Origin of the sequence: Enterococcus sp. SMC-9 (assembly GCF_021011285.1) — a bacterium.
Classification (GTDB): Bacteria; Bacillota; Bacilli; order Lactobacillales; family Enterococcaceae; genus Enterococcus_C; species Enterococcus_C montenegrensis.
In genome coordinates this window covers 362,444-376,577 of record NZ_JAILYE010000004.1, presented here as the reverse complement: position 1 = coordinate 376,577, position 14,134 = coordinate 362,444, and the positions used below count along the sequence as shown (strand labels likewise).

Below are 14,134 nucleotides of genomic sequence, written 5' to 3'. Positions count from 1 at the left end.
CGAACACAGAAGTTAAGCTTCTTAGCGCCGATTGTAGTGAAGGGTTTCCCTTTGTGAGAGTAGGACGTCGCCACGCGAACTTATGGGGGTTTAGCTCAGCTGGGAGAGCATCTGCCTTACAAGCAGAGGGTCAGCGGTTCGAACCCGTTAACCCCCATATGAGCCGTTAGCTCAGTTGGTAGAGCATCTGACTTTTAATCAGAGGGTCACAGGTTCGAGCCCTGTACGGCTCATAAGAAATATGCGGGTGTGGCGGAATTGGCAGACGCACCAGATTTAGGATCTGGCGCCTTACGGCGTGGGGGTTCAAGTCCCTTCACCCGCATAAAAGGCCGGCTTAGCTCAGTTGGTAGAGCATCTGATTTGTAATCAGAGGGTCGAGGGTTCAAGTCCTTTAGCCGGCATCAAAACCATGCGGAAATAGCTCAGTGGTAGAGCACCACCTTGCCAAGGTGGGGGTCGCGGGTTCGAACCCCGTTTTCCGCTTTACTTTAAAAAGTAAAAAAGCCGGGGTGGCGGAACTGGCAGACGCACAGGACTTAAAATCCTGCGGTGAGTGATCACCGTACCGGTTCGATTCCGGTCCTCGGCATTAGAAAGATGCGCCCATAGCTCAACTGGATAGAGTGTTTGACTACGGATCAAAAGGTTAGGGGTTCGACTCCTCTTGGGCGCGTAGTAATAATTTAACGGGAAGTAGCTCAGCTTGGTAGAGCACTTGGTTTGGGACCAAGGGGTCGCAGGTTCGAATCCTGTCTTCCCGATTTAAAAGAAACAAGGGGCCTTAGCTCAGCTGGGAGAGCGCCTGCTTTGCACGCAGGAGGTCAGCGGTTCGATCCCGCTAGGCTCCATATCATTTTAATAGTAATAATAAAGTGATTATTCGCGGTGTAGCTCAGCTGGCTAGAGCGTCCGGTTCATACCCGGGAGGTCGGGGGTTCGATCCCCTCCGCCGCGATTTTTTAGAGCCTGGACCTTTAGCTCAGTTGGTTAGAGCAGACGGCTCATAACCGTCCGGTCGTAGGTTCGAGTCCTACAAGGTCCATCCGTGGCATTGTAGATTTGATTTTTTTGGAGGATTACCCAAGTCCGGCTGAAGGGAACGGTCTTGAAAACCGTCAGGCGGGTAAAACCGTGCAAGGGTTCGAATCCCTTATCCTCCTTTGCTACAATTCTATATTTATGTAGAGAGTTAGTAAAACTTATATTATCGCGGGATGGAGCAGTCTGGTAGCTCGTCGGGCTCATAACCCGAAGGTCGTAGGTTCAAATCCTGCTCCCGCAATTTTAAAAACTAAATCCTGGTCCCGTAGTGTAGTGGTTATCACGCCTGCCTGTCACGCAGGAGATCGCGGGTTCGAGTCCCGTCGGGACCGCCATGCGGGTGTAGTTTAGTGGTAAAACCACAGCCTTCCAAGCTGTTGTCGCGAGTTCGATTCTCGTCACCCGCTTTTAGTTTTTAAATATGGGCCTATAGCTCAGCTGGTTAGAGCGCACGCCTGATAAGCGTGAGGTCGATGGTTCGAGTCCATTTAGGCCCATTACAAAATCAAAACATTTTTGGTTTTTGGGGAAGTACTCAAGTGGCTGAAGAGGCGCCCCTGCTAAGGGTGTAGGTCGGGAAACCGGCGCGAGGGTTCAAATCCCTCCTTCTCCGTTCTAGCTGGCCCGTTGGTCAAGTGGTTAAGACACCGCCCTTTCACGGCGGTAACACGGGTTCGAATCCCGTACGGGTCATTTTTTTTTTTTTTTTTTGGAGGATTACCCAAGTCCGGCTGAAGGGAACGGTCTTGAAAACCGTCAGGCGGGTAAAACCGTGCAAGGGTTCGAATCCCTTATCCTCCTTTGCTACAATTCTATATTTATGTAGAGAGTTAGTAAAACTTATATTATCGCGGGATGGAGCAGTCTGGTAGCTCGTCGGGCTCATAACCCGAAGGTCGTAGGTTCAAATCCTGCTCCCGCAATTATAAAACTAAACCCTGGTCCCGTAGTGTAGTGGTTATCACGCCTGCCTGTCACGCAGGAGATCGCGGGTTCGAGTCCCGTCGGGACCGTTTTGGCTCGGTAGCTCAGTTGGTAGAGCAATGGATTGAAGCTCCATGTGTCGGCAGTTCGATTCTGTCCCGCGCCATCTCTTTTTTAATGTATTTCATTGAAAAAGTTGTTTAGTTTTATATGGGCCTATAGCTCAGCTGGTTAGAGCGCACGCCTGATAAGCGTGAGGTCGATGGTTCGAGTCCATTTAGGCCCATTAATGATTGGTCCGTTGGTCAAGCGGTTAAGACACCGCCCTTTCACGGCGGTAACACGGGTTCGAATCCCGTACGGATCATGAGAAGATACGTCGTGTATCTTCTTTTTTTTGTTTTATTAGGAAATATAATAAAATAAGCGAGCTTTATCTGATTAAATCTGCTATACTACAAACGTTGCAAGTTCCCGAGAGGATTCGCACTGCGAAGATGCCTTGTAACCGAATATTATTAGGGGGAATCATCATGACAGAAAGACATTTATTTACTTCAGAATCTGTTTCTGAAGGACATCCAGATAAGGTGGCTGATCAAATCAGTGATGCAATCTTGGATGCAATTTTAGCGAAGGATCCAACTGCTCGTGTAGCATGTGAAACTTCAGTAACAACGGGTTTAGTTTTAGTGTTTGGTGAAATTTCGACATCGGCTTATGTAGATATTCAAAAAATCGTTCGAAATACGATTAAAGATATCGGTTATACACGCGCTAAATTTGGCTTTGACGGGGATACAGTTGCTGTTTTAGTAGCAATTGATGAACAATCACCTGATATTGCACAAGGCGTAGATGCCGCTTTGGAAAGTCGCGATAATAAAGATGCGATGATTGATGAGATTGGAGCAGGCGACCAAGGTTTAATGTTTGGTTTTGCTTGTGATGAAACACCAGAATTAATGCCATTGCCAATTTCTTTAAGTCATAAATTAGTTCGTCGTTTAGCAGAGCTACGTAAAAATGGTGAACTTAAATATTTACGTCCTGATGCAAAGTCGCAAGTGACGGTAGAATATGATGAAGCTGGTAAAGCTAAACGCATCGATACAGTCGTAATTAGCACACAGCACGATGATGCTGCTGACAACGCGACAATCCGTAAAGATGTGATTAAAAAAGTTATTGAACCAGTTATCCCAAGTGAATTATTAGATGAAGATACAAAATACTTTATCAATCCTACGGGACGATTTGTAATTGGTGGGCCACAAGGAGATGCCGGGTTAACAGGTCGTAAAATTATTGTAGATACTTATGGGGGATATGCCCGTCATGGTGGCGGTGCTTTTTCTGGTAAAGATGCTACTAAAGTTGACCGTTCGGCTAGCTATGCTGCTCGTTATATTGCAAAAAATATTGTGGCGGCTAAACTTGCTAGCAAAGTTGAAGTACAATTGGCTTACGCAATCGGTGTAGCACAACCTGTTTCGATTTCAATTAATACTTTTGGAACTGGTACTGTCAGTGATGAAAAATTAATTGAAGCAATTCGTGAAAACTTTGATTTACGTCCAGCTGGCATTATTGAGATGTTGGACTTGCGTCGTCCGATTTATCGTCAGACAGCAGCTTATGGCCATTTTGGTCGGACTGATGTTGATTTACCATGGGAACACACGGATAAAGTAGACGCATTGCTAGCTAGTGTGAACGCATAATACTGATTGTTTACTTGATTTTTTTGGCCGCTATTGCTTAGGTGATAGCGGCTTTTCTTTGAGGAAAATAGCTTTTAAAAAAGGGATACGAAAATTTAAATGCAATTTTTTGCCAGTTGTTGTAAAAAGAGAGTTTAAGTTTAGTTGAGGAGGTTAAAAATGAAAAAAGAAACAAATGTTACGCTAGTTACGGTTGCTGTTTTTGTGGCAACATTTATGACAGCGGTGGAAGGAACAATCGTAACGACGGCTATGCCAACAATCGTCGGCTCATTACACGGTATTGAAATTATGAACTGGGTCTTTTCAATCTATTTATTAACCAATGCCATGTTAACACCGATTTACGGGAAATTAGCTGATAAAATCGGTCGTAAACCAATTTTCATTTTAGGAACCGTACTATTTATTATTGGTTCGGCGCTTTGTGGTCTATCTAATACGATGCTGACGTTGATTATTTCCAGAGCCATTCAAGGAATGGGAGCTGGCGCGATGATGCCAGTAGCATTGACGATTATTGGTGATTTGTATGACAAAGAAAAACGTGCGAAGGTGCTGGGGTTAAACAGTACTGCCTGGGGAATTGCCTCGGTAGTCGGTCCATTAGCTGGTGGCATTATCGTAGATACCATCGGTTGGCACTGGATTTTCTTTATTAATGTACCAATTGGAATTATTTTGATCATTTTAATTTGGCTTTATTTGGTAGAAGAAAAAGTAAGGCATCAGCAAAAGAAGATGGATATTTTTGGTAGTCTATCTTTAATGGGGCTGTTATTAGCACTATTGTTAGCTTTCCAGTTTTTAGGTGATGAAGGTTTATCTGTTAAAGTTATTGTTTTAGCAATTGTAGCAGTTGCAGCAGGGATTTTGTTTGTTTATGCAGAAAAGCGCGCAGAAGATCCCGTTATCTCGTTACACTTATTCACACAGCCTTTATTTGTGGTGGTGAACTTAGTAGCAGCGCTAGCTAGTGGCTTTTTAATTGGGGTAGATGTTTATATTCCAATGTGGATGCAAGGTGTGCTGGGACTTTCGGCTGGAATTGGCGGACTTGTTTTGGCACCATTGTCGTTATTGTGGTTAGTGGGTTCGTTTTTGGCAGGACGTTGGATGGCAACGATTGCGGTTAAACGGGTGTTGCTTCGAGGAATAATCATAACGCTTTTTGGGGCGGTTTGTTTGGTCGTGGTGCCCCAACACACAAATTGGCTTTGGTTTTTTGCTATCTCAACCATTCTCGGTATTGGTTTGGGGGCGGTGACGGTGACCTGTACGGTTAGTGCGCAAAGTAGCGTTTCGCCGGAACAGATGGGGGTAGCCACTTCTTTTAATACGTTAGCGCGGACGATTGGCCAAACGATTATGGTCTCTGTTTTTGGTATCTTATTAAATGGGATTACTGCAGCTAAGTTGCAAAGTGTGACAGTGGCAAATAAAAATGATGTCATGAATCAATTGGTAAATCCTCAGACAGCAAAACTTTTGGCATCGGGTTTACGGGAAACCTTGCGGGGGATTCTTTTTGCTAGTTTACATGGTGTCTATTTGGCGGGGGCTATTTTAATTGTTGCGGCTTTGGTTTTGACCCTATTTTTGAAAAAGTCTGATACAATGGAATGAAGAAGAATTTTAGCGGGGCGTTTGTCTGCCAGATAAGAGGATGTAATTTTATTAAATTGCTTTAGAAATTTATCCCAAACCTCTCCAAGGACAGCCAGGCGTTATCATTTTGGAAAACGAGACATTGAAAAGTCGAGGTGGCAAAAATTGGCATTTATACAAGCAAATATTTATTCAAGTGTTTTAAATTTAGACGTAGGATTGAATTTAATTTTACCGCAAAGTAGCGCGCGGTTAACGCGAGACAAAAAAGACGATGTGCCGGTTTTATATCTGTTACACGGTATGGGCGGGAATGAGACAGCGTGGATGCGCCGCAGCAGTATTGAACGCTATGTACGGGAAAGTGAGATTGCAGTGGTGATGCCTACGACGGAACTAGGATTCTATACAGATACCCGTTATGGCATGCAGTATTGGACTTTTATTTCAGAAGAATTACCAGATATTTTACATGAATTATTTCCGCAACTAACAACCAAGAAAGAAAAAACATTTGCGGCTGGTCTTTCAATGGGAGGCTATGGTGCGATTAAATTAGGTTTGCGTTGTCCGGATAAATTTGCTGCTGTTGCTAGCCTTTCTGGTGCTTTAGCTTTGGCTAGCGATCCTGAAGTGTTATTACAATCAGGTAGCCAAGCCTATTGGGAAGGCGTTTTTGGTCCCGTTGAAAAAATGAAGGGCTCTGAAAACGATCCGATTCACCTTTTAACTACAGTGGCGCCAGAAGTCGCACCTAAACTATTTGTTTGCTGCGGGACAGAGGACTTTTTGTATCAAAGTAACCAATACTTTGTTCAAAAAGCGCAAGCAGCTGGTTTTTTCATTACCTATGAAGAAGGACCAGGAGCGCATACGTGGGATTTTTGGGATGAATGGATTCAAAAAGTTTTGCAATGGTTGCCTGTTGAGATTTAACTAGTAAAAAGCTGTTTGTTTTATAAAGGAGAACAACATGTATACCAAGACAGATATCAGAACCAAAATTGCCAAAGATCGTTTTGATGTACGGTCAAGCGGCATTTTAATTCAAAAAGGCCATATCTTAGTTGCAACAGAGGACGATGGGACACAAACCTTACCAGGTGGAGCAGTAAAAACGGGGGAATCTTCCCAAGCAGCTGTTATTCGTGAGTTGAAAGAAGAAAGTGGTTTAGACGTAAAAACAAAAGATCTCATGGCAGTCATTGAAAAATTTTTTGTCTATGAAGGCGATGATTATCATCAAGTGCTTTTTTTATATCACTTGCAAACTGTTACGGATAGTCAAACATTGCCAGTTATCAGTGATATAGAAAAGACTATTACACTTTCTTGGCTAGATTTGGCCTCTAAAAAATTGGATTTACGACCACCTGTTTTAAATGAAGTGGTGAAAAATCTTTTGGCAAACCAAGCTACTTCATTTCAGCATTTGATTTATCATGACTAAAATTACCTTTTAATTAAAAAACACGCGGATTTGGATGATTGTGCTCTTTATGAGAACCATCCAAATCCGCGTGTTTTTATTCGAGCTAGTGTTCACTATTACTTGGCTTCAATGCAAAATAATAATGGTGGCTGATTTTTTTGATTGATAAATTGATAGGCTAAGACGTTGTATTGTTTTTGTGGCAAATCACTGCAATAGGCTTGAATTGTTTCTAATTCTTCTCTACCACCAGGATGACCGTAATAACAGACAATGATAATACGTCCTTTTGGTTGTAAATGGGCCAAAAGCGCATCTAATGATTTTTTTGTTGTCTGCGGTAAAGTGATAATCTGTTTATCACTTTGTGGCAAATAGCCCAGATTAAAAATAGCGGCTTTAATTTTTTCACCTTGCAAGTAATCGGCAACATTCTCGTGACCGGTTAAATGTAAATTGACAGCCACTCCCTCAGGATGGGCAGCTAATTTTTCTTTTGTGGCTAAAAGGGCAGCCTTTTGAATATCAAAAGCATCAACTCTACCACCTACGCCTACTAATTTAGCTAAAAAAAGCGTGTCGTGACCATTGCCCATAGTGGCGTCGACGACATGATCACCAATAGTTACAACTTCACTTAAAAGTTCGTGGCTATAATGCATGGCCGTTTTAAGCATGAATTTTTGCCTCCAGCAAGACATTTTTACTTCCTTGATACGTATTGCGCCGACGCATTTCTTCGTCAATGGCATTTAAGACTTCCCATTTTTTTAAACTCCACATCGGCCCAATCAAAGAATCCCACGGGGCATCGCCGGTTAAGCGGTGGATGATCACTTCAGGCGGAATTAATTCCAATTGATCACAAATAACCGTGACATAGCTTTTGCGGCTCATCAGTTGCAAGCGGCCTTCATGGTAATCTCGTAACATGCGGGTGTTGCGCATCAGATGCAATAAATGTAATTTAATACCTTGAATATCACTGTCTAGTAAGGTGCGCCGAACATTTTCCACCATCATTTCCGGTGTTTCCCCAGGTAAGCCATTAATTAAATGTGTACAGACATTTATGTTGTGTTTGTGCAAGCGAGCCACAGCATCAACATAAGTTGGATAATCGTGAGCGCGATTAATAATTTTACTTGTTTGTTCATAAGTCGTCTGTAAGCCTAATTCAACCCATAGATACAAACGTTCGTTTAGCTCAGCTAAATATTCTACCACGTCTTCAGGCAAGCAATCTGGGCGAGTCCCCACAGAAAGTCCGACTACCCCGGGTAAATTAACCACTTGTTCAAAACGCTCTTTAATGACTGCTAAAGGGGCATGGGTATTCGTGAAATTTTGAAAATAAACAATATATTGGTCGACATGGGGCCATTTTTGGTGCATCATATCAATTTCTTTATGAAACTGAAGGGGTAGGGGATCTTCTGGTGCAACGATCATGTCTCCAGAGCCAGAAACACTGCAAAAAGTGCAGCCGCCTCGCGCAACGGTACCATCGCGATTCGGACAATCAAAACCACCATCGACAGGTACTTTGAAAATTTTACCACCAAATTCTTGGCGTAAAGCATAATTCCATGAATGATAACGTTTGTTGGTATCTTCACTATATAAAAAAGTCATTTGCTATTCCCTCATTATTTCTGTTGGTTTTTAAAACGCCAGGCAAAGCGTTTTTCGCTAAAGTAAGGATATGTTAGGCAGAGCCAGCCCAGAGCAAGGCTATAGCCACCAATAATATCACTTGGAAAATGAACACCGAGATAAATACGGCTAGTACCAATAAGAACAATTAAAATGCCAAGCATAATTTGTAGTCCGAGTAAAATTTGCTTGTTTTTCAGTAAACCTGGCAAAATGAAAATCAAAGTACCATATAAAATCATGCTGGCACAAGCATGTCCACTGGGAAAACTAAAACTATGTTCAGACACTAAATGCTCTAATGTAGGACGTTCACGTTGGAAGACCAGCTTAATCAGCGGATTTACAATCCCTGACACTAAGCCGACATTTATAAAGAGCCACAGTGCTTCTGCGTAATACTTTCCGCGATAAAATAAAAATAAAAAGGCCAGTGCCAAAATGACAATCGTGGCAGGGTTAGCAAATTTTGTAATCCAAATAAAAAAACTATTCCAAGTGGGATATCCACTACGAAGGATGCTGGTAATAAAATTATCAAAGCCTGTTAACCATTGGCGGTAAAATTTCACCACATAACCTAAAAAGACAAACAGTAATAAGGAACAACTACCAGCAAATTGGTAATAAAGTTTATGTTTCATAAATTCTCCTTTAGTAAATGTAAGTAATTATTTGACAATGGAATTATTATAGCATGAGAAGTTGTCCCTTTCTTTTATTGGTACAAATTTTTTCTGATATTAAGATAAGGTTAAAAAAAGTCGAAAATATCACTTTTTCACATTTTTATTAAATAATATAAAAATATTTTGTAAAGCAGAACTTATGTAATCGTTTTGCAATATTTTGCTGTTTTTTTAATAACTTAATTTCTGAATAATTAAGCAGATAAAACTTGATAAAATAAATAATGTTAGTAATAAAAATAACTAAATAAAGATAATGTTACAGCAATTTAACAAATTGCCGAAATAATCGTTTAAAACTTTTAATAAAAAACATTAGCCTGTATACTTAAAGTTAAGAAAAGCTTAAAAAAGGAGGCGAGCAACTTGACCCAACTTGTTTCTCGTAAAGAACGACGTAAAGAAGAAAAACAAATTAAGTTTTACCGCGATGCTAAAAAAAGCGCGGCAATCGTGGGCACAACTTTAACTGCTTGCTCTGTAGTGGCACCTTTAGCAAAACCGGTGACAGCAGAAGCAACAAGCAACAACCAAGCACAAATTTCAAGAGACTTAAGCCAAACTTCTAGTCGTAGTAATTCCACTGCATTGATTACAGAATTGGCAGCTCATGCACAACCTGTAGCGGCAGCAAACGACTTATATGCTTCTGTCATGATTGCCCAAGCAATTGTTGAAAGTGGTTGGGGAACAAGTAGTTTATCCCGCGCACCTTACTATAACTTATTTGGTATTAAAGGCAGTTACAATGGTAAAACTGTCTATATGAACACCTTAGAATATTTAAATGGGAAATGGGTGACCATGAAAGAACCTTTCCGGGATTATCCTTCCTATAAAGAATCTTTTGCTGATAATGCTGCAACATTACGCAATGTTTATATCGGCGGTCAATATTATTATCGTGGTGCTTGGAAGAGTAATACCAGCTCTTACAGAGATGCAACGGCTTGGTTAACTGGACGTTACGCTACTGCACCAAACTATGCTTCAGCATTAAATAGTGTGATTGAAAGTTACGGACTGACTCGCTATGATACACCAGCTAGCGGTAATGCTGGCGGAGGGGCTTGGAGTGGTGGTTCTGGTTCGACTAATAACAACAGTTCCAGTGGTTCTTCTTCAAGCGTAAGCCAGTATTATACGGTACAAAGTGGCGACTCTGTGTGGGGCATCGCGAACAAATATGGCATTAGTATGAATAATTTGATTAGCTGGAATAATATCAAAAACAATTTTATTTATCCTGGCCAACGCCTAGTGGTGAAAAAAGGTACTAGCGGTTCTACTACAACAAATGAAACACCAAGTAAACCGACACAAAACAATAATAAACCAAGTGGAAATACAACAAGTTCTAGTGCTACACAATACTATACTGTTCAAAGCGGAGATTCAGTTTGGGGCATCTCAAATAAGTACAATATTAGTATGAGCAGTTTAGTCAGCTGGAATAATATCAAAAACAATTTCATTTATCCCGGCCAACGTCTAGTGGTGAAAAAAGGTACTAGCGGTTCTACTACGACAAATAACACACCAAGTAAGCCGGCACAAAATACCAATAAGCCAAGTACCAATAAACCAGCCAATACAAATAATAGTAGCGGGAAAACCTATTACACTGTGCAAAGCGGAGATTCAGTTTGGGGTATCTCAAATAAATATGGTATTAGTATGAATACATTAGTGAGCTGGAATAATATCAAGAATAACTTTATTTACCCGGGGCAACGCCTAGTGGTGAAAAATGGTTCTGCTAGTACAACAAATAATAAACCCGCCCAAAATACGACCGCAGCTAAGCCAAGTAACAATACAAATACAAGTAATACGGGCAATAGCGGTCAAAATCAATACTACACCATTCAAAGTGGAGATTCGGTTTGGGCTGTAGCGAACAAATATAAAATTTCAATGGATCAATTCCGTCAATGGAATAATATCAAAAATGATTTTATTTACCCAGGCCAAAAAGTTATTGTGAAAAAAGGCAGCGTACAAGGCGTTCAAGCACAAAATTCTAGCAGCCAAAACAACAGCAAAACCTATCAAGTACAAAGTGGTGACTCTGTTTGGGGAATTGCCGATAAGTTTGGTATTACGATGGATAAATTGATTCAGTTAAACAAAATTCAAAACAATTTCATTTATCCTGGTCAAACGCTAAAAGTAAAATAATAATTGAATTTTGGTATATTCTTTGTTAGTATAACTAACAAGTAGAAAACTTCGCTGTGAGAAGGAATAGTAAAAAGCAAATCGTTTTAGAGAGCACATGGTTGGTGGAAATGTGTACGAACTCTTTTGAACTCGCCTTTTAGCGTTAGCAGTTGAAATAAGTAGGCTGTTACGGTGACGATCGTTACAACGTTTGAGGCTTATCTTTTTTGATGAGCAAAATTAGGTGGTACCACGTAGATTACGTCCTATAAAAAGCATAGCTTTTTATAGGACTTTTTTTATACGACTGATTGCCAGTCAATTAATTTTTAGGAGGATTTAGCAGTGTACGATCATAAGCAAATCGAAAAAAAATGGCAAAAATATTGGGCTAAAAACAATACGTTTAATACCCATGACAAGACAGATCAACCCAAATTTTATGCCTTGGATATGTTTCCATACCCATCTGGTCAAGGGCTACATGTAGGCCATCCAGAAGGTTATACAGCAACGGATATTTTATCACGAATGAAACGCTCACAAGGATTTAGCGTATTACATCCAATGGGGTGGGATGCTTTTGGTTTGCCGGCGGAACAATATGCTTTAGACACAGGCAATGACCCAGCTGAATTTACAAAAAAAAATATTGAAACTTTCAAACGTCAGATTAATTCATTAGGTTTTAGTTATGACTGGAATCGTGAAATTAATACGACTGATCCAGAATACTACAAATGGACGCAATGGATTTTTACCAAATTATATGAAAAAGGCTTGGCCTATGAAGCTGAAGTTGCGGTTAACTGGGTTCCAGAATTAGGGACAGTAATTTCCAATGAAGAAGTTATTGATGGGAAGAGTGAACGTGGCGGCTACGATGTCATCAGACGTCCAATGCGTCAATGGATGTTGAAAATTACCGCTTATGCCGATCGTCTCTTAGACGACCTTGACTTGGTTGACTGGCCAGAAAGTATTAAAGAAATGCAACGCAACTGGATTGGTCGCTCAGTGGGAGCAAATGTTACCTTTAAAGTTGCTGATAGCAATGAAGATTTCACTGTGTTCACTACCAGACCAGATACATTGTTTGGTGCGACCTACGCTGTTTTAGCACCAGAACTTGATTTAGTTGAAAAAATCACTACGCCAGAACAAAAAGAAGCAGTAGCAGCTTACATTGAGCAAGCAGCAAAAAAATCAGAATTAGCGCGCACAGACTTAGCAAAAGAAAAAACAGGGGTCTTCACAGGAGCTTACGCCATTAATCCAGTTAACGGCAAACAAATTCCAATTTGGATCGCAGATTATGTGCTGGCGACTTATGGGACAGGCGCCATTATGGCAGTACCTGCTCACGACGAACGGGACTATGAATTTGCACAAACATTTGGCCTGGATATTATTCCAGTTTTAGCTGGCGGCGATGTAAAAAAAGAAGCCTATACAGGTGACGGCAAACATATCAACTCTGACTTTTTAGACGGTTTAAACAAAGAAGAAGCCATTGAAAAAATGAACGCGTGGCTTGAAGAAAACGGCGTTGGTAAAAAAGAAGTCAGCTACCGTTTGCGGGACTGGTTATTCTCTCGGCAACGTTATTGGGGTGAACCAATTCCAATTATCCACTGGGAAGATGGAACAACAACAGCTCTTTCAGAAGAAGAATTACCGTTGCGTTTACCTGTTACAGATAATATTAAACCAAGTGGTACCGGTGAATCACCACTAGCCAATATCGAAGACTGGATTAATGTCGTTGATGAGAAAACGGGTAAAAAAGGTCGCCGTGAAACCAATACAATGCCACAATGGGCAGGTAGTTCTTGGTATCATTTGCGTTATATCGATCCTCACAACAAAACAGCTTTAGCAGACTATGATAAATTGGAACGCTGGTTACCAGTAGATATTTATATCGGTGGAGCTGAACACGCGGTCTTGCACTTATTGTATGCTCGCTTCTGGCATAAATTCTTGTATGATATCGGTGTGGTGCCAACAAAAGAACCGTATCAAAAACTATTTAACCAAGGTATGATTCTTGGGGGCAATAATGAAAAGATGTCCAAATCCCGTGGTAATGTGGTAAACCCAGATGACGTGGTGGAAAAATACGGTGCAGATACATTGCGGATGTATGAAATGTTTATGGGGCCACTTGATGCGTCGATTGCCTGGAGTGAAAATGGGCTAGAAGGTAGCCGCAAATTCTTAGAACGCGTTTGGCGTTTAATCGTAGACGAAGAAGGAAAAATGCGCGATCGCATTACGACCTTTAACGATGGTAAATTGACTAAAGTTTACCATCAAACGGTAAAAAAAGTAACCGAAGATTACGAACAGATGCACTTTAACACCGCAATTTCACAATTGATGGTCTTTATCAATGAAGCATACAAAACAGAAGCACTTTCCTATGCGTATATTGAAGGCTTTGTGCAATTATTAGCACCAATCGCCCCCCATATCGCAGAAGAACTTTGGGCGATTTTAGGCAATGAAGGCGGTATTTCTTATGTAGCTTGGCCAACTTATGATGAAGCGCAATTGGTTGAAGATGAAATTGAAGTTGTCTTCCAAGTGAATGGTAAAGTTCGCAGCAAAGTCCAAGTTGCCCGCGATCTTTCAAAAGATGAATTAGAAAAAACTGCACTGGCAGATAATGCGATTAAAGAACATATTGCCGGCAAAACAGTTCGCAAAGTGATCGTCGTACCAAATAAATTAGTGAATATTGTTGCCAATTAAAAAAATGAAAAAACACAGGTAGAAGCAATTTTTCTGCTTATTGTTAAAAAAGGATTCAGTGGATAGCCGTTAGGGCTTTTACACTGAATCCTTTTTTATCTGGAAGGAAAGGATAAGTTTTTCGCAAGAAAAATTAG

Annotated in this window: 9 protein-coding genes, 24 tRNA genes, 1 rRNA gene, 1 riboswitch and 1 other annotated feature; of the genes, 31 read left to right on the top strand and 3 right to left on the bottom strand. The window is 40.9% G+C overall.

The window, feature by feature from the left end:
* From rrf to K4422_RS08225, 29 genes are all read left to right on the top strand, one after another.
* Positions 1–76: ribosomal RNA gene (gene rrf / locus K4422_RS13650) — 5S ribosomal RNA — on the top strand; the annotation flags it as partial.
* A gap of 8 nt (positions 77–84) precedes the next feature.
* A tRNA-Val gene (locus tag K4422_RS08360) sits at positions 85–157 on the top strand.
* 3 nt (positions 158–160) lie between these two features.
* Positions 161–233, top strand: a tRNA-Lys gene (locus K4422_RS08355).
* 10 nt (positions 234–243) lie between these two features.
* Positions 244–325: transfer RNA gene (locus K4422_RS08350), tRNA-Leu, on the top strand.
* Positions 326–331: 6 nt separating this feature from the next.
* Positions 332–404: transfer RNA gene (locus tag K4422_RS08345), tRNA-Thr, on the top strand.
* 10 nt (positions 405–414) lie between these two features.
* A tRNA-Gly gene (locus K4422_RS08340) sits at positions 415–486 on the top strand.
* Positions 487–506: 20 nt separating this feature from the next.
* Positions 507–592: transfer RNA gene (locus K4422_RS08335), tRNA-Leu, on the top strand.
* A gap of 10 nt (positions 593–602) precedes the next feature.
* A tRNA-Arg gene (locus tag K4422_RS08330) sits at positions 603–676 on the top strand.
* A 14-nt stretch (positions 677–690) separates the two neighbouring features.
* A tRNA-Pro gene (locus K4422_RS08325) sits at positions 691–764 on the top strand.
* 14 nt (positions 765–778) lie between these two features.
* A tRNA-Ala gene (locus K4422_RS08320) sits at positions 779–851 on the top strand.
* 33 nt (positions 852–884) lie between these two features.
* A tRNA-Met gene (locus tag K4422_RS08315) sits at positions 885–958 on the top strand.
* A 13-nt stretch (positions 959–971) separates the two neighbouring features.
* Positions 972–1,045, top strand: a tRNA-Ile gene (locus K4422_RS08310).
* Between the two features lie 28 nt (positions 1,046–1,073).
* Positions 1,074–1,163, top strand: a tRNA-Ser gene (locus K4422_RS08305).
* Positions 1,164–1,211: 48 nt separating this feature from the next.
* Positions 1,212–1,285, top strand: a tRNA-Met gene (locus K4422_RS08300).
* Between the two features lie 18 nt (positions 1,286–1,303).
* Positions 1,304–1,379, top strand: a tRNA-Asp gene (locus K4422_RS08295).
* A gap of 1 nt (position 1,380) precedes the next feature.
* A tRNA-Gly gene (locus K4422_RS08290) sits at positions 1,381–1,451 on the top strand.
* Between the two features lie 16 nt (positions 1,452–1,467).
* Positions 1,468–1,541, top strand: a tRNA-Ile gene (locus K4422_RS08285).
* 28 nt (positions 1,542–1,569) lie between these two features.
* Positions 1,570–1,657 (top strand) — tRNA-Ser (locus tag K4422_RS08280).
* An 8-nt stretch (positions 1,658–1,665) separates the two neighbouring features.
* Positions 1,666–1,737, top strand: a tRNA-Glu gene (locus tag K4422_RS08275).
* A gap of 18 nt (positions 1,738–1,755) precedes the next feature.
* A tRNA-Ser gene (locus K4422_RS08270) sits at positions 1,756–1,845 on the top strand.
* 48 nt (positions 1,846–1,893) lie between these two features.
* Positions 1,894–1,967: transfer RNA gene (locus K4422_RS08265), tRNA-Met, on the top strand.
* A gap of 17 nt (positions 1,968–1,984) precedes the next feature.
* Positions 1,985–2,057, top strand: a tRNA-Asp gene (locus K4422_RS08260).
* A 4-nt stretch (positions 2,058–2,061) separates the two neighbouring features.
* A tRNA-Phe gene (locus K4422_RS08255) sits at positions 2,062–2,134 on the top strand.
* A gap of 46 nt (positions 2,135–2,180) precedes the next feature.
* Positions 2,181–2,254: transfer RNA gene (locus tag K4422_RS08250), tRNA-Ile, on the top strand.
* A 9-nt stretch (positions 2,255–2,263) separates the two neighbouring features.
* Positions 2,264–2,335 (top strand) — tRNA-Glu (locus tag K4422_RS08245).
* A 92-nt stretch (positions 2,336–2,427) separates the two neighbouring features.
* A riboswitch (SMK box riboswitch) is annotated at positions 2,428–2,504 on the top strand.
* A complete protein-coding gene (gene metK, locus K4422_RS08240) occupies positions 2,502–3,692 on the top strand; it encodes a methionine adenosyltransferase (protein ID WP_206903964.1) in 1,191 nt (396 codons plus the stop codon). It overlaps the preceding riboswitch by 3 nt.
* 159 nt (positions 3,693–3,851) lie before the next feature.
* Entirely contained in the window at positions 3,852–5,318 is a 1,467-nt protein-coding gene (locus K4422_RS08235; protein WP_230710480.1) for an MDR family MFS transporter, read from the top strand.
* A 147-nt stretch (positions 5,319–5,465) separates the two neighbouring features.
* A complete protein-coding gene (locus tag K4422_RS08230) occupies positions 5,466–6,236 on the top strand; it encodes an alpha/beta hydrolase (protein WP_230710478.1) in 771 nt (256 codons plus the stop codon).
* Positions 6,237–6,273: 37 nt separating this feature from the next.
* Positions 6,274–6,750: an NUDIX hydrolase gene (locus K4422_RS08225; protein WP_230710476.1), complete on the top strand. Its 477-nt coding sequence runs from the start codon at positions 6,274–6,276 to the stop codon at positions 6,748–6,750.
* Positions 6,751–6,848: 98 nt separating this feature from the next.
* On the opposite strand, the gene K4422_RS08220 is transcribed toward K4422_RS08225, so the two are convergent.
* The 3 genes from K4422_RS08220 to K4422_RS08210 are packed head-to-tail and all read right to left on the bottom strand — an operon-like array spanning position 6,849 to position 9,032.
* Positions 6,849–7,409: a tRNA (mnm(5)s(2)U34)-methyltransferase gene (locus tag K4422_RS08220; RefSeq protein ID WP_206903960.1), complete on the bottom strand. Its 561-nt coding sequence runs from the start codon at positions 7,407–7,409 to the stop codon at positions 6,849–6,851.
* Positions 7,402–8,367, bottom strand: coding sequence for a TIGR01212 family radical SAM protein (locus K4422_RS08215; protein ID WP_230710473.1), 966 nt, complete (start codon positions 8,365–8,367; stop codon positions 7,402–7,404). Before K4422_RS08215 ends, K4422_RS08220 begins: the two co-directional genes overlap by 8 nt.
* 14 nt (positions 8,368–8,381) lie before the next feature.
* Complete coding sequence (locus K4422_RS08210) at positions 8,382–9,032, bottom strand: phosphatase PAP2 family protein (RefSeq protein WP_230710471.1); 651 nt, start codon at positions 9,030–9,032, stop codon at positions 8,382–8,384.
* Between the two features lie 411 nt (positions 9,033–9,443).
* Between K4422_RS08210 and K4422_RS08205 the strand changes: the two genes are divergently transcribed.
* Together K4422_RS08205 and leuS are read left to right on the top strand one after the other, a co-directional pair.
* A complete protein-coding gene (locus tag K4422_RS08205) occupies positions 9,444–11,258 on the top strand; it encodes a LysM peptidoglycan-binding domain-containing protein (protein WP_230710470.1) in 1,815 nt (604 codons plus the stop codon).
* A 47-nt stretch (positions 11,259–11,305) separates the two neighbouring features.
* Positions 11,306–11,512, top strand: a binding site (T-box leader).
* Between the two features lie 73 nt (positions 11,513–11,585).
* Positions 11,586–13,997 carry a leucine--tRNA ligase gene (leuS, locus tag K4422_RS08200; RefSeq protein ID WP_230710467.1) on the top strand — a complete coding sequence of 804 codons (2,412 nt, stop codon included), beginning with the start codon at positions 11,586–11,588 and terminating at the stop codon, positions 13,995–13,997.
* Positions 13,998–14,134: the final 137 nt, after the last annotated feature.

Excerpts from the sequence above, each read along its gene's own strand:
- metK (WP_206903964.1), top strand. The coding sequence starts at position 2,502 with ATGACAGAAAGACATTTATTTACTTCAGAATCTGTTTCTGAAGGACAT.
- K4422_RS08235 (WP_230710480.1), top strand. The coding sequence starts at position 3,852 with ATGAAAAAAGAAACAAATGTTACGCTAGTTACGGTTGCTGTTTTTGTG.
- K4422_RS08225 (WP_230710476.1), top strand. The coding sequence starts at position 6,274 with ATGTATACCAAGACAGATATCAGAACCAAAATTGCCAAAGATCGTTTT.
- K4422_RS08220 (WP_206903960.1), bottom strand. The coding sequence starts at position 7,409 with ATGCTTAAAACGGCCATGCATTATAGCCACGAACTTTTAAGTGAAGTT.
- K4422_RS08215 (WP_230710473.1), bottom strand. The coding sequence starts at position 8,367 with ATGACTTTTTTATATAGTGAAGATACCAACAAACGTTATCATTCATGG.
- K4422_RS08210 (WP_230710471.1), bottom strand. The coding sequence starts at position 9,032 with ATGAAACATAAACTTTATTACCAATTTGCTGGTAGTTGTTCCTTATTA.